This window comes from Pseudoalteromonas sp. PS5, assembly GCF_004103255.1.
In the GTDB taxonomy this organism is placed as follows: Bacteria; Pseudomonadota; Gammaproteobacteria; order Enterobacterales; family Alteromonadaceae; genus Pseudoalteromonas; species Pseudoalteromonas peptidolytica.
Window position 1 is genome coordinate 1 of record NZ_RCSQ01000157.1, and the last position, 19,405, is coordinate 19,405.

Genomic DNA, 19,405 nt, shown 5'->3' on the forward strand with positions numbered 1-19,405 from the left:
TTTTTAACGCTGTTAGCGTCATATTTACTCCTTCAAATTGAGCAAGTATTAAGTCAAATTGGTATTATACCCACACGACCTCAAGCGTGCAGATTATTTGCACAATTACAAAACAGAGCTGGTTTTGTTTAAACTTTAGAAGCGTTTTAGGAAGTTATCAAGTAATGCTAACCCATGCTCGGTCAAGATTGCTTCAGGATGAAATTGTATTCCCTCAAGCGCCCTATCTGGTGCGACAAGTCCCATAATTTCATCAAACTTACCTTCTGGGGACTGTGTCCATGCGCTCACTTCAAGCGTTGCTGGCAAGGCGTTTTTTTCTACAATAAGTGAATGGTATCGGCAGACTTCATAAGGCGAAGGAAGCCCGTTAAATGCCCCTTTATTATTGTGATATACAAGAGAAGTTTTACCGTGCATGACTTGTCTGGCACGGCGCACATTACCTCCTAGTGCTTGCGCAATTGTCTGATGACCTAAACAGATCCCCAGAATAGGCAAACTGCCCTGAAGCTGTTCCACTACTTGCAGTGATATACCTGCTTCATTCGGCGTACAAGGTCCTGGAGACAACACTAGATACTTTGGTCGAAGCTGCTTAATTTGAGCGATGCTAAGTTCATCATTACGCTTAACCAATACTTCAATATTCAAACGTTGAAAGTACTGTACTAAATTGTACGTAAAAGAATCGTAGTTATCGATCATTAACAGCATATAAGCTTTACTCCACACCATAGCTTATGCCAATTTGCCTCATTAACTGCTCTATTTTGAGGTAAGACAATTTTATCGATAACACAGCAAAAGTTTGACTATTTGGTTATGCCAAATAAGCAACTTTTTACATCATTAGCGACTATTTTACGCCCTCAAGTTGAGCAAGCATCAGACAAAATGGGTTAGCGTTCATTATACGAATATCAGGCTCTTAAATTTGAGCATCGACTTTGTACATCGAGATAATGAGTAAAACTCACTCAGTACGATGATGGGCAAATCACGACGGCCAAATTACAAACGGCAGGAGTGTAGCACGGACTGCAAAGATACAGCAGCCTTAAAACGAATTTGGTAAAAGTGATAGCGCGTATTTAAGCCAAAGAACAGTGGTTATAAAGAAGTGCAGAGGCGGCGTAACTGTCTGCCACCTCAGAAAGTGATTTATACCAATTGTCTTAAGTAAGTAGTCTATTTTGAGGCGAGAAAATCTTGTCGAGCACGCTGTTAGCGTCAGATTTACTCCTTCAAATTGAGCAAGTATTAAGGCTGATTGGTCTTTTATTACGTTAAGCCGTACTTTCGTCTTTTTACGTAAAAATTATTTCTACTTAGCTGTAAACCTTGATAAACGTCAGAAACGCTGGGATTGAGACCCATTGCTTCTTCGATAATGAAGCATTCAACTTCTTCTATTGCTTCGGAAAAGGAGATATCTAGGCTAATAGCACGCTCTAATACTGACATGACTTTGCCATACCCACCTTTGTCACTTTTAGACACTGCTGATGGTTTTAGCATGTTGTTATATTGTGGAAAATAAGCAATATTCACTTTACCATCGCACATCGCAATCCAGGCGTTCAAAACCCCAAAAAGCTGTCTAATGTTGCCTTGCCAATAATACTTCTTACATAAGCTGACTAACTCAGTATATTGTGCAGGACTGAGCATAATGTCCTTATTTTTAAGGAAAACATCAATCAGTTTAGGAATATCGTCTTTGCGTTCACGCAGTGGCTTCATGGTTAACTCGATGCCCAGTAACCGAAACCTTAAATCCATTAAAAAAGTGCCCTTTTCAACTTCTTCATCCAAGTCTTTAGTCGTCGCAGCGATAACTTGGAATTTAGAGTAGAGCGTTTTGGTATCTCCTAGACGGCTATAAGAACCATCATTGAGTACCCGCAGTAATTTTTGCTGGGTCTCGATAGACAAGGTGTGGATCTCGTCTAAAAATAAAATCCCACCGTTTGCTTCTGCGATAAAGCCATCTGTGCTCTTTTCAGCCCCTGAGAAGGCACCTTTCACATGACCAAATAAAAGCGATAACGATAATTCGTTATTAAAGTTTGCACAGTTAACAGAAACGAAAGGAACCTCTTCTCCTTGCAGATAAATACGTTTGCGATGCACTAATTTAGCAAACTCTTCTTTACCTGTTCCCGTTTCACCTTGAATAATACTCGCAAGCTCTTCATTTTTAGCTAAGATGCAGGCTTTGAAGTCTTCATCTCTATCAATAATTAGATTTTCAGCTCCGACCCCGTTTAGTACTTTATTATACTTATCCATACTTCCCCTCTTTATGAACATCCGACGCAACTTACTACAGGAAAACGCTCATTAATCATTTACTGCAATGGTATTGCCCACCCAGTGCACCATGGCTCCAACTTTCTTTGTGTGACGAGAAAGGTAAAAAAGTAATAACAAAAACATCTCCTTACTTTGTTATTTCGTTTTTTGCCTTATAAAGAACTGTTGGTATTAGTTATTACACGGGGTTTTACGCTGCTATTTACCACCTATTGAGCGTTTCAAAATACTCAATAAAATAGAGAAAACCATAAGATAAAATAGCGAAATGCAACCTTGTTGTAACATTATGAACATTCCTTAAAACACATTATTAACCAGTTTAACAATGATTAAAATACAAAATACGTCAAACTATGATTGCATCAGATGCAACCTTAATTGCACGCTAAAAAAAGTCATGAGAATGTGAAGAGAAAAAGAAAAAACTAATAATAATCAAAAAGCTACAAACAACATGCAACGTTATATATGTACTTGAATGAGTGAGAAGTTGAAAAAACTGCAAGTCAACAGTAATAAATAGTCAAAAAACGAAAGGATGAGTAGCTCAGAGTGCAAGCACCCTTGACTCTGAGCCTAACTAACCAGAACTTGGAATAATTAAGCAACTTGTTCTTGTTGCTTTTTTCTATAGCTAAAGTCAGTGTTATTTGGAAAGTGTTTAGTCAAACCAAAGTCGGTGATTGCAAGAATAGTCAGTTTACCCTCTCCGGTGTTCTCACTATAGTGATCAACCCAGCGTGGTACGTAAACAAGTTGACCTGCTGACACTTCAATATGCTCATCAGCAATATGCACTCGACCCTCGCCTGATACAACATAGAACATTGATTCGTGAGCATGCTTATGACACTCGTTGCGACAGCCTTCAGGGATCTCAAGTAACCTTGGATCCATCACTTCACAACCAATATTAAAACGGCTTACTTCAAAGTTAATGCCATCATCTTGTTGTTGGTTGCTATATAACTTCACACCGCTATTTTGCGTTAATGAGCTACTAAACGAAGGCACATCTTCAACTTTATAGTACGGTTGCTTACCACAAATAGCCGATACTAGCGGTTCAATCTTCGCTGTCGTAATATCTTGGTAGATTGCGCGGAAATACTCGTCACGCAAATCGAGTGCTTTGTTGATCGCTGCCTCAATCTCTTGTGCATGTGAAGACACATCATCATTGCACTGTGATAGTGCGATATTTTCGATAACTTCTGCGTGCTCATCATCACACTCCATGTGTAGACTTAGATAACGTAGCGCTTCTTCTTCTACACCTAAACCTTTTAGGCCTTCGAACCAATATTCATAAATATTGGCAACAACCCCTTCAGTACCCCAACCAAGGAATGCCGCAGCACCGATGCTATTCGTGTTTTTAAGAAAACGTAGGCACTCGTCAAAATACGTCACGGTGTAGGTTTTAAAATCGGTTCCGTCTGGATTTGCAATATCAAAAACATCATTCATCATTTTACGTAGTAAATTTGAATGGCGCTCTTCCATATTTTCTTCGCCAGCTTCTTCCCATAAGTTATGAGAAAGCTCAGCTCTGAACTTATCATCGTCACACTGCATCATTAGGGCTGACAATAGCCGTGTAAACCCTCTTGAATAGTAAAAGTGTTGAGCAATTAAGTAGCCATAGTCTTTAAGACTTAATTCGTTCTTAGAACATGCCACTAGAAGTGGGTTTTGCCACAGTGGATGTTTTGAGACTAGTTCTTCAAAACGCTCACCAACTCGAGCTTTTGATACGCTAGTTACTGTTCCTTGCATGATATACTCCAAGTTTTATTATTTAATATTAATGATTGAAAAGTAAATTGTTCAGCTCAGTCTCTACCTCAGGCTCATGACGGTAACCGGATACCAATAAAGCCACTTCTGAATCTGTAACGGGTTTATCTTCTACTAGTTTGAACATTGCGACAGCCAATGTGCACAACGTATTGAAGTTCTGTTTGACCTGCGCCACTAACGCTTCATCTGAATAATCTTGCACTAACGCTCTTTGTGCTCGTTGGCCAAAATTATCTAGCTGGTCGACAATAATGTCTTTGCGCAGCTCGCGGTCAGGAATTGAGGTACTCCAGCGACGGAATACTTGCTGCATTGTGGTATGCAGCTTGCCCATTAGCATCAGTTCATCTGATACTTCCATGGCAATTTTTGCATCTGTAAATCGGTCATTACAAAACATCAAGCCTGCGCCTGACCATGCTAATGTGCCATCCCACAGCAGCTTACAGCTGGTTGCCAAATTATGTGCAAAGATGCCGTATTGATTCTCTACTGTGCTGATTAATGAGTCGTAGCCAGCAAAGTACATCTGCTCGGAAGCCATACATGGCGCTTTAAGATCGTTTCCAGCAAGATCTTCACCAACCAATTTACAAATCAGTGTGTTTGCAATGGCAATAAAGTCAGTGCCTGGTGAATAGAATGGATCTGTGAACGAACCACAAATACCGGTCAACGCCCAGCGATTTGGACTAAACAATGATTCACAACGATAAGTAAAGTTGCCCATCGCTTTGTAATCCATAACCTCAAACTGTTTAGCTTGTAATAGCGCTGCCAGTTGTGGCTCGTGCTGGCTTAACCAAGCGTGCGTAGACTCTAATGTCTTAAGCTGTTCCACATCGTGGTACTCAGGGTCAACCACCACACCAATACTGGTGTTATCTCCTGATAGTGGAATGATCCACACCCAGTAACCTTTGCCAATCAGGTGGTTAGTACATAATTGACGAGCAACTTCAGGAACTCGTGCTAACCATTGTGGATCGGTGGATAGATCGTTGATCTCCACTTTGCCAGCAACCCTAAACCATGCTGAGTGGTGACTTTTGGTATGCACCGCTTCAAGGTTAAGTGTTTTTTGCAATAGTCGCGCACCACCACTTGCGTCTAACACCCAACGAGCTTCTATCGTATGTTCTGAACCACTGTCCTTAACATAGGTGACACGGTGAGATGATTCATTGATAGCAATGTTGACCACTTTTGCAGAGTCAATAAAATCAACGCCTTGCTCAAGCAACGTCGCATGCATAAAGTTTTCAAATTTACCGCGATCTAGCTGGTAGCTTTTGGATACAGGACGCTGACCATTACCAACTTCTACGCGAGTGGTAATATCCGTATTGTCACCATCAGGTAAGAAAAACCGTAACCCATATTTAGGTAATTGCTCTTGTTCTAAATGTGCTTCAAGTTGCAATACATTTCTAAGATAGTGCCCTGCCATATCTACAGTTGACTCACCAACTTTAAATTTAGCCAGTGGTACTGGGTAAGAGTTAAACTCTAAGATCTTAATATCTAAGTTGGGATACATCATGATCAGCTGTTTAGCTAATGTTGATCCTGCAAGCCCCCCACCCAGAATCACTATGGTATTGTCTGCTCCGTTCATTAGAACTGTGCTCCTTTGTTTTTGTTAAAATCTAATCCGTGTTTACGCCAATTTTGCGCATACGCGCGCCACTGCAATTGAGCGATCTCAGGTGTTCCTAGACGATCACCTAAGATCTGCGTCATTGCACTACAGTCCATTTCCAAAGATGAAAAGTAATTGAGCCAACTAGGATCATTAGGTGTGGTATAAAAAGGTAAAACATTTAGTAAACTATCGGCGTTGTCGATTACGCATTGGTGAATTTCTGTTAGCCATTGTTGCCAACTGACCTCTGTTGATGGCTTACACCCCAAATCGTCCAATACGCGAATAAGCGGCGTAGGACTTGGGTTTTGCAAATTAAACAAGGTCACTTTTTGTTGCGCCATCGCCAGCTGAGTAAATTGCACCAACCAATCCACAGGCAACACATCCACCACCAGAGTCGACTCCGCCAATTCTGCTGGGTAAAAAGGAATAGCCGACATCACAGCCAATAAATTATGTACAAAGTCGTCGCTTCGGCCTTGCCCTGTCGTTCGACAGCCACCTATTTCACCAAGTCGATAAATGTTGATGGATGCTGCAGCTTTGCAGCTTGTAAGTAACTGCTCTGCGAGCCACTTACTTTGACCGTAGCCAGAAGCTATCGAGTCTGGGTTTTCAGGCACAGCCTCATCACGCCAATGCCCATCAATTAATTTACATACCGCAATTGAGGAGAAAAAATGAAACTGACTACCAGCACGGTTGATAAATGGCAGTAAGTTTTCCCATGTTTGCAGCACTTCAATACGTAAGTTTGCATAACTTTGTACATGGTTCACATTTGCCGCTAAGTGATACACAGTGCCAACCTCGTCAATGAGTTGCTCAAAGTGTACTTTTGATAAGGCAAAGTTGGGTTTGGTAATATCACCAGCCACTACGCGAAGATTTTCAGGTACTTCAACCGATAAACCATATTTTTGTAGATTTTGCTGAACTTTGGCTTGTGCATGCTGTGAGTTTTGCGCTCTAACCGGGCAGTAAACGATATGATGCTTAGTTAATTCGGCTAGCATAAATGCCCCGATAAACCCACTGGCACCGGTGAGCAATACACTGTTACCTGCGAGGTTAGACTGTGGCTGCAACGTCGTAAAGTAAGTCAATAAATGATCTACATCTTGATGTACTAATTTCTGTTTTGGTGTGACAAAGCGCCCTTGCGCTAACTCCACTAGCTCAGAAAAGCGAGTAATTGCAGCCACCTGCGCCAAAGAAACAGAGCGCGAGAACACCGATTCTATAGCATGCGCGACTTTCACTAGTCCTAATGAATCCACGCCTAGTTCAACCAGTGAATAAGCTTCAATATCAAGACTTGATAACGGCAGCTCCGTAATATCGGCAAGCATCTTGATGAGCTTATCTTTGGCTGTACTTTGGTTATGGTCAGCGTGCGTTTGTAATTTCTTCAACAGCTGCATTCGGTCTAACTTGCCGTTTGGTAGACGCGGAAAAGAGCTGACTGAAAAGAAAAATGCCGGACAGTAATGCACTGGTAATTTATCTTTACAACGTCGTAGCAATTCAACAGCAAGATGCGAAGACTGGTAAAAAGCGATCAGCTGGGTTTCACCATCTGACTTTTTGCGAGCGACTAACTTGAGTTTGTCTATCTCTAATAATGTTTGTAATTGCTGTTCGACATTCACGATGTCGACACGCATCCCCCGCACTTTAACCACATTATTCTTGCGTCCTTGAGAATACAAATAGCCTTTTTCGTCAAAGAAAACATTGTCTCCTGTGACATACCCATATTGTGATTGTGGCAGCTCGGTAATTTCTCCTTGCTCGTTGACATACCCTTTGGCCAACGTCTTTCCATTTACATGCAGCATGCCGGCTTCAAATGGTAAACAAGGCTCACCAGCATCATTGATGATAGTTAACGATGCGGCACTAGAAGGTCTACCCAAGGTGACTTCATTGCTGATTGGATGGAAGAACATGCAATTACACTCAGTAGAGCCGAAGTCATTAAATATCTGACAACCTACAAATGTGTTCCTTAGTTTTTCAACTAACTGCATGCCAAATTCTTCACCCGCTAACGAGCAAACTTGTAAAGAGCGACAATTTGCTTGCACCCCTTTGGTCTCAACCAACAATTTCGCTATCGAAGGCACTAGAGCAAGCCGAGTTATTTCATATTGCTGAATATAACTAATTAATTGCTTTGGATTTGCCACAATAGCATCAGTCAAGATAACTAGGTGCGCCCCCTTTAAGATGGCTCCTAAGATTTCCCAAATGTGTGGCCCAAAGCCAACATTGGTTCTTTGTCCGACAACATCCTCAGCGGTAATTGGCGAGACTTGCCATTGCCAATCAAATCGGGCTAAAAAAGAGCGCTCTGCATGAACCACAGCTTTAGATTTACCGGTTGATCCAGAGGTGAACAACACCGTAAATTCCCTGTCTGGGTGCATCACCTCTGGAACAAACTCTGTACCAGCTGAGGCAATCAGTGAGTCCCAATGATGGCTATTTGGTAAGTCTTGATAACTATCATCAGTCTTATCACAGATAACCACCGCCGCTGCAATATGATTGATCTGCTCGCAAATATAAGAAACTGGGTTTAACGTCTCTATCGGGACATACGTTGCCCCAACAAAGCTAATTGCAAGCATTGAAATAACGGTTTTATGGCCGCGAGGCAATACCACTGCAACTCGTTTACCTTGCACTGAAAGGTTAGCCAAGCGAGATGCAAGTATGCTTACTTGTTGCGCTAGCTCACCATAAGTGAGGCAAATATCACCATCAGTAATGGCTTGTCGCATTGGATATTGATCAACTATATGCAGAAACTGTTGATTAATATCAGCTAAGCATGCCGCTTCAGTACCCGAAAAATGTTGACGCTGTATATGTAGCGCAGCCGTGGCTCTTGTTTGAGCGTCCATTAACTGGGTTAAGGCGCTTTCAAGTATGGTGTTAAGTAGCGCTTCTGGAAAAATCGAGTCATCAAATGTAATGTTGATTTGCCCGTCGCCTAGCGCCAAAACTAACTGTGCTGTCGCACCACCATGCTCAGCTGTCCGCGGCTCAATCGTTAGCTGAGAAAAGCAGTTTTGATCCGTAAATACCTCGTTAAGTTGCAGCTCAATATCGCGACGTTCACTTTCTGCATTGAGCGCTATCAACCGATAACACTCATCTAGTGTAATCGCCAACTGTTCTACTTTTAGTACACGTTGTAATATTTGCGCCAATGCGGCTACAAAACCTGTACTAGCTACCGGTTGTAGTTCAGCTGAAACTGGAAAACTTAACGAGGATAAAGCCATCTTACTGCCGCCTTACACTAATTCATCAGTAAATAAAACATCTTCGATAGCGAGTTTTGAGCCGCGTGTAAGCGGGGCTTTTTTACGCTTACCCATCACCACAAAGTTACACAGCACGTAAGACTCTGGCAGCGAGATCAACTCACCAACAGGGCCAAACTGGAAACCTATCATTGGGCATGAGTCATAACCTAAGCTAGCTGCGCCAAGCATCAAGGCTTGTGAATATGCAGCACCATAAAACATCGCTTGCGTTCTTGCGTGCTCTGCTTCTTTAGTTGAAAGCGCTTTAGTATCAATACATACAACCCAAAGCTCACTTGCACCGGTGTGTTGTGGCTGCTGAAAGCCGACTTCTTTAATTTGCTCTCTTAATGCCATGTCTGATACACGACAGATCCTAAGTGGTGGCATATTAAAGCCAAGGTCTAACTCCGTAGCGAATGAAAGGATGTGCTTTCTATCACCTTCAGGAATAACAAAGCTTGGTTCAAAGTGCTTGATTGCGCGGCGCTCACGCATGGCAACAGCCAGTCTTTCGTTAGAAAACATATTCATAATTAAAATCCATCTTCAGAGATTAGGTTTAAATCCGGTTGGCATTTAAGTAGTGGCTTGGCTAATGCTTTGTCAAACACCACCACAGCCGACAGCGAATAGGCGTCAGATATATTCAATAAATCAGTGACTGAAGATGGACTGTCTATCTCAAGCACACGAGAACCTAACCCCAATTGATGTGCTTTCACCAACATGTTGGTAAATGCAAAGCCATTGGTGCGGTTAACTTCATCACGTCGTGTTACTTCGTTGCTGCTATAAACCATAGTGGCTTTTTGCTGCGACATTTCGACAAATTCATCACTTACGTGCTTGGCAAAATTCGCTGCCTCTTGCCAACTGTTGTTATCACCACAAAGTGCAATAACAAACTCAGGTTCACCTTCATCAGCCCAGTTAGCAGCTGCACTAAGTAGTGTTTGTTGCTTATCTTTGTCTTGCACATCAATAAACCTAAAGTGCTGCAAGTTGAAAGACGTTGGCGCTAGAAAAGCAGCGCTAATAAGCTGATGTAACGTTTCTTGTCTATCCATCTCATTATCCTTTTAAGAAATAGTTATAATGTTGAAAGCGAGTATCTTTTTCGAAGCCAAATTGCTCGTATAGCTGCGCCGCTGCGGTATTGCTAAACTCAGTTGAGATGCGAATTAACTTAACTTGCAGTTGCTCAGCTTGTTCAACACATTGCTGCAATAACTGTTTTGCAACTCCCTGGCCTCGAGCACGACTGCATACATACAGATCATTAATAAGCCATACATTAGCCATTGAAATGGAAGAAAATGTTGGATAAACCTGTAGGAATCCCAGTTCGCTTTCCTCTGACGTTGCGAGAAAAATAGTTGAGTCTTTTTTCATCAAGCGCTGATGAATAAAGCTCGCAGCACCATCTAGATCGCTATCTTGTTTATAAAACTGACGATATAAATCAAACAAGTTTGCAACTTGGGCATTGTCTTCGAGGCTAGCTACTTTTATGTTAATACTCACGGGCACTCCTTAGCGCGGCATCAAAATGCGATGGAAACCTGTGACAACACTTCTAGCTACCGATTTCTGTCCTTGTAGGCTCCAATGTAAGCCATCTTCAAGGAACATGGCGTCACGCCTTTCACCTGCAAAAATCTCGGTAATATCGATGTGTTTTTCTGGGCGAGTACGGATCAGCTCAGCGGTTTGTAAGATCTGTTGATGACTCCAAGAAGCGTTAAACTTATTCAGTAGCCAATCTTCTTTGATCCAATCTTCTTGAACACCTACAGGAGTGATCCAGATAAACTCTTTTTGCACACAAGATTCAGCACGCGTAGCGATTTCAGACAGGTTATCAATCACCTCTCTAAATCCAGTGCATGACTTTTTGCCATCACCATGAACTCGGCCATCGTTGGTACCAATCAAGCAAAATAGGTAATCAGGTTTTACCGCTTCTATTTGAGTTAATGTTGAAAATAGCTGCATTGTGGTATCACCAGACAATGCCGTGTTTACCCAAGTGATATTGGCTTCAGGACGGGCAATCTGAAAACTTTTTTGCAAGATTTCAAACCAAGATTGATAATCATCCGTCAAACTATCACCGATCACTGCAATAGTGGCATTATCTACAAGCGGGATCTGTTGAATGCTTTTTAGGTAATCAGGTTCATTAAGCAGCTCTCGCGCAGCAAGGTTGACGTTAAGTTCAAACTCGTTTCGGATCGCAAGGTAGGTGTCTTGGGGTACACCAAACATTGCTGCTAATACCGCAGGATCATTCGCACCCGACATAAAACTGAAACGTTTTTCCGGATGAAAAAATCGTATAATCCTTTTCGCTTTTTCTAAATCGTCTTGTGACATGGCCACACCCTCAAATAAAATTCAAATCCTCTCGTGTTACAGGGTAATAACCAAATTCCATGCCAAACATCCAACACATTGATAAGTATGGGTTTTTAAACTTTCACTTAGCTATTCAGTGGCGCGAAGTACTAGATTGATTACATTGGGTACTCAGAGCAAAACATAATTTCACCTTTCTCCATGCTGAAACCATGCTTCCCAGCAAAAACTAACAAAAAACCTATAAATATCATAACAATAGAAAAATAAATTAACCTTGGCTTAAATTTTGCCTTGTTCATTCTGGTTAACATACTAAATGTAAGGAGAACAACCGTGAAAGAAAGAATGACTTATAAAGATATGCCTGAGTTTGTCTTCAATTCTCTTATGAATATGGAGCAGAATATCCAGTCAAGCTCAATTGATAAGAAATTACTACACCTGATCAAATTGTATGCTTCGCAGATTAACGGTTGTGCATTTTGTGTTGATATGCACTTCAAAAATGCGCAAAAAGATGGGCTTGATGTTCATGAATTAATCAATGTGCAAAATTGGAGAGAAACGCCTTACTTTGATGAGAAAGAGCGTGCGGTTTTATTATGGACAGAAACGCTCACTAACATCTCAACTGAACAGGTACCAAACCACGTGTATGAAGAAGTCAGAGCCTATTTCTCAAACAGTGAAATTGGTGAGCTAAGCTTGGCTGTGATCGGTATCAATAGCTGGAACCGCTTGGTATTGTCAATTGGAACTGTTGCAGGAACATATAACGTATAAGGATAATTCCATGAGTGCTTTAAAGGTTGCGAAATTCGGCGGAACAAGTGTAGCTTCTTTTGAATCTATTTTGCAGTGCGCCAATATAGTCAAAAATGATAAATCAGTGAAAGTGGTTGTAGTCAGTGCCCAAGCAGGGATCACTGAAAAACTGGTTGCTTTGACCCGTTCTCGTTCTTTAGAGCACATCAGCTTGATCCATTCTGAGATCACTCAATTTTATGAAAACTTCACACTACCAATGTACGGCTTACCACTGCAACAGGTATGTAATGAAGCGATCTCAATATGGCTTGAACAATTGGCAAGGAAAGCCTCCCGCTTCTTTCACACTCGAAATAACAGCGACTATCACACGATTATTTCGATGGGCGAAATCATTTCCTCAAAGCTAGTCTCAATGATTTTTGCCAGCTGTCGCTTGCAAAATCAAGAGCGCAGTGCGTTAGAACTCATTTCTGTTAGCGGTGATGAGTATGATGACTATCAAGTCGATATTGCATTGTGCACTCAAGCTTGCCAGCAACAACTTGAGTTACTTCCTTCAGAGCAACTTATCGTTACTCAGGGATTTATTGCAAAACACATCGAGACTGACGAACTCGTTACTTTGGGTCGTGGCGGCAGTGATTTTAGTGCAGCAATCATCGCCCAAGCAAGCCAAGCAACAGAGTTACAAATTTGGACTGATGTCGAAGGTGTATATTCAGGAGATCCGCGTATTATTGCTGATACGTTTGCGATTGAGGAGTTGAGCTATCGTGCTACTGCTATGCTGGCAAACTTGGGAGCTAAAGTGCTTCACAGAAAGTCTATTGAACCGGCAATGCAAGGATGTATTCCTATTAAAGTAGCTTCGACTTTTAAACCCTCAGGGAAGCATACGTTGATCCATAATATCAATGAACCAACAGGTGCATACTCTGTCACTTATTTGAATAATGTATCATTGTTAACGATCAATCAAAGCGGTCTTGCAGAGCTAACACGGATCCAATTACTACTTGCATTGATCACACAATTGGGACTTCATTTTCAAGTCTGCGAGTTACATGCAAATAGCATTGTGTTGATCACCCAAAATATGGACGAAGCACGCCTCAATGAAATTGATCAATACCTGATCTCTAACGGTTTTGAAGATATTTTGATCCAATGTGAACAAGACTTATCTTTAGCTTCTATCGTGGGTAGTCAATTAAACCAAGCCAGCCGTTTTACCACCTACGTAACTAACTTGCTTGATGAACACCCAGTGATTAGAACCTTTGGCCTTGGTCATGAGAGCGTGATGAGCTTTGTCGTCGAACCTCAACACTTGTTGGCATTGCTACAAGAGCTGCATCTGGCTATCGCCACAGAAAGCGTGACTCAGCTATAGTAGCCATAAAAGCAGGGGCAATTGCTCCTGCTTCCAGTATGTGGTGTAGATTAAATAACCTGAACTCAAGATAATAACCTGCTCTCTAGCGACGGTTATCCCTTACTACTACGTCAAATTTATGTGTAATAGGTTAGCAGGTTAAATGATAAATTGACTTGGTAATTCTTGTTTGAGGAAATTAAAAAACGCCTGAATATTATTTTGAGTAAAATTATCTTTTAAATAAAACACATAAATTTGTGTTCGACCAATATCCGCTTCCCAGTTATCTAAACACTGAACTAAATTACCACTTTGTAAATCTTTTAGTAATGCCCATTCAGGCAATAGAACATACCCAAGCCCCTGCTTAGCCGCTTCAATTAACACCTGGCCACCAGCAGAAATAAGGTTTCCTTTTACATCAACATTAATTTTTTCTCCTTCATGGCAAAAACTCCATTTTACGCCCTTACCATTGCGACATAGTGACAAACAATTGTGTAGCGTCAACTCGTTAGGATGTTTAATGGTACCGTGCTGTTTTAGGTATTCAGGTGATGCACACAACACCATATTATTTTTGAGCAACGGCCTAACAACAAGACGAGAGTCTTTTGGCACGCCCAAACGAATACCTACATCAAAACGTTCTCGATATAAATCGACGACATCATTACTCAGGTCTAACTCCACAGATAAATTAGGATGCTGTTGTAAAAACTTAGGTAATAATGGAGCGATATACTTGAGACCGAATGATTCAAATACTGATATATTAAGCGTCCCCTCAACCTCAGAACACTGAGATTGACCTATTGAATTTAAACTTTCAATGTCCTGAATGATTTTAGCAGCCTGTTTATAATACTCTCTTCCTACTTCTGTTAATGCGATAGACCTTGCAGTCCTTTTAAGTAGTTTACCTTTTACTTGATCCTCAAGTTGACTGATCTGACGTGAAATAGATGAAGGGCTAACTCCTAATACATCGGCTGCTTTACTAAAACTTCCACACTCTACGACTTTTAAAAATGTCGATACCTTTTTCAGCATTACTACCACCTGTTGTTATCCATTCCTAATTGAGGAAGATACACCACTTCAAACAAAACAAAAACAATACATTTGTATACATATATGTAAAACACTAAATACATATACCACTTAAAAACAAAAGAAACACAACATTTACATATATAAGCAACCATCCAGACTGCTAAATCAACTAAAAACCTTTAACAATATGTTACATTGTAAATTATCTAATAGATCAGTAACAAAAAAAATACACCATGTACTTTTTTCTATCCCGCCCCTATTAGACGAACAATCAAGCGCATGATTTAAAAGAAGTTTTATTATGGTTCGTTTCTTGCTCTACCTATGTCGACCAAATCAACTACTCAATAATTTAAGGACAAGAAAATGGAAGCTACCGTCAAAAAAGATGAACAGGTAACTGAACAGTATGAAACAGCTGAAAATATTAATCGCCGTAATGCGATTAAATTAAGCAATATCGGCGAAGGTAAAAATGATAAAAGAGCCGAGCTGAATGGACCTATCATCTGGTTTGATACAAAAAATCTAAAGCAACAGTCTCCGGATGACGACATGTTTGCAAGAATAATTAATTTACAGTATTCAGGTATTATTACTTATTTAAATAATATCGAGAATTTAATTAAGTACATTCCTAACAGAATGTTAGTTATCTTAAAGCTATCTGATAAAAAAGAGCTTGAGCAATTTAAGAAGAGCAAGCTTTGTAAACAGTTTAAAGAAGATAAATCAAAAAGATTGGTCGTTAGCTACACTGATAACCAGATGATTCTACCTCTAAAAGAAGAGGGTTTTTCAGTATGTTATCACTGTTATGTAGATGACAACGATAGCCTACACAGTTCAGTATATGATGGTTTAAAGGCAGATTATTTAAGTATCCTATTTAAAGATCCAACGAATATTCCACTCGAACTTGTGATCGCATCTTTGCAAAAAACCAACACTATTCTAATGAAGCAAATCTCATCGCCAAGAGATGTTGATGACGCAATTGTTACATTAGGTGTAATGGAATACGGTGCAGAAGGTGTTATTTACTCACCTGAAGAACACTCGTATTTAGACGAGTTTATATCTCGTATGGAACATCGTGAGCAAGATAATCTACCTATCCAAGTTGGTACTGTAAAAGCAAGCTACCCAGTAGGTATGGGTTACCGCGCATGTATCGACACTGGTACGTTATTTGATGATGATGAAGGTATGTTAGTTGGCTCAACATCTCAAGGCGGTATTTTATGTTGTCCTGAAGTTTACTTCCTACCATATATGGAGCTACGTCCATTTAGAGTTAATGCTGGTGCCGTACACAGCTATGTCTATAACACCAACGACAGAACAGATTACATGTCAGAGCTAAAAGCAGGCTCTAATGTCATGCTAGTAAACTCTAAAGGTCGCGTAAGAACAGCACCTGTAGGTCGTGTAAAAATCGAAAAACGCCCACTACGTATCATTGAAGTCGAGTTCCCTAATGGTGAACAAGTGAACGTCATCATGCAGGATGACTGGCATGTTCGTATCTTCTCTGCAGATGCTAAACCACTGAACATTTCTGAACTAAAAGCTGGTGACAAAGTACTGGGCTACACCACTGAAGTTGGTCGTCACGTTGGTATCAAAATAGATGAAAACATCATAGAGAAGTAATCACAGCTCAACTCAAAGGATTAGTCAATATGAGTTATTTTGGAAGAAAGTTACGTTTAAGCAGACTGCTCTATCCAGAGCAATCTGCGGGGCTTATTGTGCCCATTGATCACGGCCTTACTGTAGGTCCTATCAAAGGAATTGAGTCTACTCAAGCAATTCAAAGCTGGGTAAGCAATGCAAATATTAGTGCAATCATCGCGCATAAAGGGATGATTGAGAAGCTAATCTTAGCGGATGCAATCCCCTCCTCAACGGGAGTGATGGTTCACTTGAATGGTATGAATAGCCTATTTGAGGATGCTGATACTAAGCAACTAGTTACTGATTTGGCCTATGCGGTTCAATTGGGAGCAGATGCGGTATCAATCCAGGTTAACTTTACCGAAAGCAACGCTGCACATAATACGCGATTACTCGGCGCTGTTGCTGATAAAGCACACGCCCTTGGGATCCCTTTGCTAAGCATGGTATATGACAAAGCAAATGCTCAAGGTATTGAGGCTGTTGATCGCATGCGCTCATTTATCCGCATGGGTGTTGAGCTTGGTAGTGATGCACTCAAAATTGGCTTTCCTGAGAAAGATGAGTACCTTCCTGATCTTCTGAGTGCTTCTGACGATGGCACGCCAATATTTTTTGCCGGCGGCGAGAAAGGTGACGAAAATATTCTATTGCATAAGGCACAATCAGCGATGGAATATGGTGCGAAAGGTCTATGTATTGGTAGAGGTGTATTCCAAAGCGATAACAAAGACTTTTTACTCTCTCGCCTCGCAAAAGTATTGCGTAACACTCCTTGCGCTTCACAACCATCTATGAGCGTTGTGGATGAGCAAGAATCTGTTAGTTATGCCGGTTAAGGAGTAATCAATGAGCCAAATAGATCCTTTTGAACTTTGCAAATTACTTCAAAATGATCAGTTAGGTGCAGGTAATTTCCTGCACTATTTACTGCGAGAAAACAGCTATAAAGATCATGATTATATCTTTTTAGAGCGACCAATTATTGGTTTTGATAATACGCAAATTTTTAGCTTCTCACATCAGAGTTTGCTTAATACTGCAAAGCAGTGGTCTGCTTTTTATCATGCACAAGGGGTTACTGCTAAAGATGTAATTGCGGTATTTATTGATGATACGATAGACTATTTCATCCAGTTTATTGCGCTATCAAGCTTAGGTGCGGTTCCAGCACTGATCAACAGTAAGCTTGCACCAAGTATTGCCATTCAATACATTCAACATATTGAAGCAAAACTTGTGTTAACTACTGAGAATCGATTATCAGAGCTCACAGCTGTTGATAAACATGATGATATTCAGTTTTTCATCATTGATGAAGTAGTCAAACAAAAAGCGACAACACAATTGCCTACGGTTTATCCTTTTGTACACAATGCGTTAGATCCTGTACTACTAACTCATACCTCTGGTACAACTGGTATTCCAAAGGCCGTTATTGCTGCACATAAGCCATATTTTCATGGTATTCGGTTCAGGTTAGGTAATCCAATCGACAATTTGGACCGTTACTTAACGGCGTTGCCACACTCCCATAATTCGGGATTGGCATACCTAATGGAAGCCAGCATGCGCGGCTGTCCAACTTTAGTACTGAGCGATAAATCACCAAAGAGCTTAGCGGCGCAAATTGACAGTTTTAAGCCAAACTTTGTTGTAGCGTTTCCAAAGATTTTCGTTGAACTAGTAAGAGATGAGCCCAACCCTGAGTTGCTACAAAGCGTTAATTACTGGCGTAGTACAGGAGATGCAGCACATGAGAGACATGTAAAGCATTTAACTGAATGGGGCAGCCACTTTAACAATGCAGAGCGAAAACCTGGCTCTGTTTACATTGACGGCTTGGGTTCATCAGAAATGGGATCTTCCCTTTTCACCGTAAATCATTACCGCGGTAAGCGCGACTATGATCGTTGCGTTGGTAAGCCACAACCTTGGGTTGATGCACAGGTATTGGATGATGATGGTAATTTACTTCCTGCAGGTCAGGTTGGCCGGCTTGGTATTAAATCTCCTTCGCTTACACCTGGATATTGGAATAGCTCGTTGATCAGTGAGAAATCACGTGTCAATGGCTACTGGATCACGGGCGATCTGGTGCGTAAGGATACACTTGGTTATTTCTATCATTTAGATAGGATCACTGACAAAATTGAAACCCAAGATGGAACACTGTATAGCTTATTAACAGAAGAGCTGATCCTCAAACGTTTTGATGAGATCTTTGACTGCTCAATCTATACATACTTAGATGACAAACAAGCAACTAAGGTCGCAATCCGAGTTGATTTGGTCACTGAAAATACGCAAGAATCATACTTGTATGATTTGTTATCCCAAATAAATGCCTGGTTACAAGCGCACAACGTGATATCACTCAACAGTATCTCTGTGGTATCCAACGCTAATGCCTATGCGCCAGAAGGGGTAACTGGCAAAGTACTTAAACGTGTACTTCGTCATGACGACCAAAGTGAAATAAAAGTCTTTATTTAATTTTGAGTTCTAACTGCTGAAGCCACAACAAAGCCTACTCTTTGCTGTGGCTTTTTCACTTATAATATCAGCCTTTAAGCCGACCCTTCATTCACTAAAGTACCTGCACCTATAAAACCTGAGCATCGGATAATTGATACTCTCAAACAGCCCGCTTTAACGGGGGTGTACTTCGGAGTTGAATTCCCGGCTCTTTCTTATATTAGGTAATAGAAAATTCTACTTATGAACCGTTTCATTTTTGGGGAAGTTACAACTTTTAGAGGTCATTACCCCCTACTTGTAAAGAAAAGTTCGCTTAGATTTAGGCAAGATCAGCCAGTTAAACTCAGCGCATGCTCATGATTATCCGATGCCCACTTTTATCGAGTGAAGACTACGCGAGTACGGTGTCATTCGCGCCAGCAACGATAAAGTACGAATTAATAAAAACTAAAAAGCCATTGATGCTTATCGGATCAATGGCTTTTAAAAGGTAGCTTGAAAACCTTATTTAAGCTGCCTAGCATGCTGTTTCAAAGGTTTTTCATAGTGTGAAAGCTTCTTTCAAAGTGAAGGTGAAGC

15 protein-coding genes are annotated in these 19,405 nt (G+C 40.9%); 5 read left to right on the forward strand and 10 right to left on the reverse strand.

What is annotated here, in order from left to right:
- Positions 1-135: 135 nt before the first annotated feature.
- The 9 genes from D9603_RS17535 to D9603_RS17575 all read right to left on the reverse strand — a co-directional run bounded on the left by D9603_RS17535 (position 136) and on the right by D9603_RS17575 (position 11,472).
- Positions 136-717 (reverse strand): aminodeoxychorismate/anthranilate synthase component II, encoded by a 582-nt coding sequence (locus D9603_RS17535; RefSeq protein ID WP_128732293.1) that lies wholly within the window; start codon positions 715-717, stop codon positions 136-138.
- Positions 718-1,284: 567 nt separating this feature from the next.
- Complete coding sequence (locus tag D9603_RS17540; protein WP_161972763.1) at positions 1,285-2,295, reverse strand: sigma 54-interacting transcriptional regulator; 1,011 nt, start codon at positions 2,293-2,295, stop codon at positions 1,285-1,287.
- A 627-nt stretch (positions 2,296-2,922) separates the two neighbouring features.
- The gene (locus tag D9603_RS17545) at positions 2,923-4,101 is read right to left on the reverse strand and encodes an iron-containing redox enzyme family protein (RefSeq protein WP_125252269.1); all 1,179 of its coding nucleotides are present in this window, start codon (positions 4,099-4,101) and stop codon (positions 2,923-2,925) included.
- 28 nt (positions 4,102-4,129) lie between these two features.
- Positions 4,130-5,743, reverse strand: coding sequence for a tryptophan 7-halogenase (locus tag D9603_RS17550; protein WP_128732294.1), 1,614 nt, complete (start codon positions 5,741-5,743; stop codon positions 4,130-4,132).
- Entirely contained in the window at positions 5,743-9,069 is a 3,327-nt protein-coding gene (locus D9603_RS17555) for an AMP-binding protein (protein ID WP_128732295.1), read from the reverse strand. Before D9603_RS17555 ends, D9603_RS17550 begins: the two co-directional genes overlap by 1 nt.
- A gap of 12 nt (positions 9,070-9,081) precedes the next feature.
- A complete protein-coding gene (locus D9603_RS17560) occupies positions 9,082-9,627 on the reverse strand; it encodes a nitroreductase family protein (RefSeq protein ID WP_125252272.1) in 546 nt (181 codons plus the stop codon).
- Between the two features lie 2 nt (positions 9,628-9,629).
- The gene (locus tag D9603_RS17565; RefSeq protein WP_128732296.1) at positions 9,630-10,163 is read right to left on the reverse strand and encodes a nitroreductase family protein; all 534 of its coding nucleotides are present in this window, start codon (positions 10,161-10,163) and stop codon (positions 9,630-9,632) included.
- Positions 10,164-10,167: 4 nt separating this feature from the next.
- A complete protein-coding gene (locus tag D9603_RS17570) occupies positions 10,168-10,620 on the reverse strand; it encodes a GNAT family N-acetyltransferase (RefSeq protein ID WP_206644516.1) in 453 nt (150 codons plus the stop codon).
- 9 nt (positions 10,621-10,629) lie between these two features.
- Positions 10,630-11,472 carry an SGNH/GDSL hydrolase family protein gene (locus D9603_RS17575; protein WP_128732297.1) on the reverse strand — a complete coding sequence of 281 codons (843 nt, stop codon included), beginning with the start codon at positions 11,470-11,472 and terminating at the stop codon, positions 10,630-10,632.
- A gap of 318 nt (positions 11,473-11,790) precedes the next feature.
- On the opposite strand from D9603_RS17575, the gene D9603_RS17580 reads away from it, so the two are divergent.
- Both D9603_RS17580 and D9603_RS17585 read left to right on the forward strand, forming a co-directional pair.
- A complete protein-coding gene (locus tag D9603_RS17580) occupies positions 11,791-12,240 on the forward strand; it encodes a carboxymuconolactone decarboxylase family protein (RefSeq protein ID WP_125252275.1) in 450 nt (149 codons plus the stop codon).
- 10 nt (positions 12,241-12,250) lie between these two features.
- A complete protein-coding gene (locus tag D9603_RS17585; protein ID WP_128732298.1) occupies positions 12,251-13,621 on the forward strand; it encodes an aspartate kinase in 1,371 nt (456 codons plus the stop codon).
- A gap of 141 nt (positions 13,622-13,762) precedes the next feature.
- On the opposite strand, the gene D9603_RS17590 is transcribed toward D9603_RS17585, so the two are convergent.
- Entirely contained in the window at positions 13,763-14,659 is an 897-nt protein-coding gene (locus D9603_RS17590) for a LysR family transcriptional regulator (protein ID WP_125252277.1), read from the reverse strand.
- Between the two features lie 372 nt (positions 14,660-15,031).
- Here D9603_RS17590 and D9603_RS17595 point away from each other — a divergent pair, with 372 nt between their 5' ends.
- Genes D9603_RS17595 through D9603_RS17605 form a run of 3 tightly spaced genes read left to right on the forward strand, consistent with a single transcriptional unit; the run spans position 15,032 to position 18,841 of the window.
- Positions 15,032-16,321: a 3-dehydroquinate synthase II gene (locus D9603_RS17595; protein ID WP_125252278.1), complete on the forward strand. Its 1,290-nt coding sequence runs from the start codon at positions 15,032-15,034 to the stop codon at positions 16,319-16,321.
- 29 nt (positions 16,322-16,350) lie between these two features.
- Positions 16,351-17,184, forward strand: a complete 834-nt coding sequence (locus tag D9603_RS17600; RefSeq protein WP_128732299.1) for an aldolase — start codon at positions 16,351-16,353, stop codon at positions 17,182-17,184.
- A gap of 10 nt (positions 17,185-17,194) precedes the next feature.
- Positions 17,195-18,841 carry a class I adenylate-forming enzyme family protein gene (locus tag D9603_RS17605; protein WP_128732300.1) on the forward strand — a complete coding sequence of 549 codons (1,647 nt, stop codon included), beginning with the start codon at positions 17,195-17,197 and terminating at the stop codon, positions 18,839-18,841.
- Positions 18,842-19,405 lie beyond the last annotated feature (564 nt).

Bases quoted from the DNA above. Each gene is read 5' to 3' on its own strand.
- D9603_RS17535 (WP_128732293.1), bottom strand. From the start codon at position 717: ATGCTGTTAATGATCGATAACTACGATTCTTTTACGTACAATTTAGTA.
- D9603_RS17540 (WP_161972763.1), bottom strand. From the start codon at position 2,295: ATGGATAAGTATAATAAAGTACTAAACGGGGTCGGAGCTGAAAATCTA.
- D9603_RS17545 (WP_125252269.1), bottom strand. From the start codon at position 4,101: ATGCAAGGAACAGTAACTAGCGTATCAAAAGCTCGAGTTGGTGAGCGT.
- D9603_RS17550 (WP_128732294.1), bottom strand. From the start codon at position 5,743: ATGAACGGAGCAGACAATACCATAGTGATTCTGGGTGGGGGGCTTGCA.
- D9603_RS17555 (WP_128732295.1), bottom strand. From the start codon at position 9,069: ATGGCTTTATCCTCGTTAAGTTTTCCAGTTTCAGCTGAACTACAACCG.
- D9603_RS17560 (WP_125252272.1), bottom strand. From the start codon at position 9,627: ATGAATATGTTTTCTAACGAAAGACTGGCTGTTGCCATGCGTGAGCGC.
- D9603_RS17565 (WP_128732296.1), bottom strand. From the start codon at position 10,163: ATGGATAGACAAGAAACGTTACATCAGCTTATTAGCGCTGCTTTTCTA.
- D9603_RS17575 (WP_128732297.1), bottom strand. From the start codon at position 11,472: ATGTCACAAGACGATTTAGAAAAAGCGAAAAGGATTATACGATTTTTT.
- D9603_RS17585 (WP_128732298.1), top strand. From the start codon at position 12,251: ATGAGTGCTTTAAAGGTTGCGAAATTCGGCGGAACAAGTGTAGCTTCT.
- D9603_RS17590 (WP_125252277.1), bottom strand. From the start codon at position 14,659: ATGCTGAAAAAGGTATCGACATTTTTAAAAGTCGTAGAGTGTGGAAGT.
- D9603_RS17595 (WP_125252278.1), top strand. From the start codon at position 15,032: ATGGAAGCTACCGTCAAAAAAGATGAACAGGTAACTGAACAGTATGAA.
- D9603_RS17600 (WP_128732299.1), top strand. From the start codon at position 16,351: ATGAGTTATTTTGGAAGAAAGTTACGTTTAAGCAGACTGCTCTATCCA.
- D9603_RS17605 (WP_128732300.1), top strand. From the start codon at position 17,195: ATGAGCCAAATAGATCCTTTTGAACTTTGCAAATTACTTCAAAATGAT.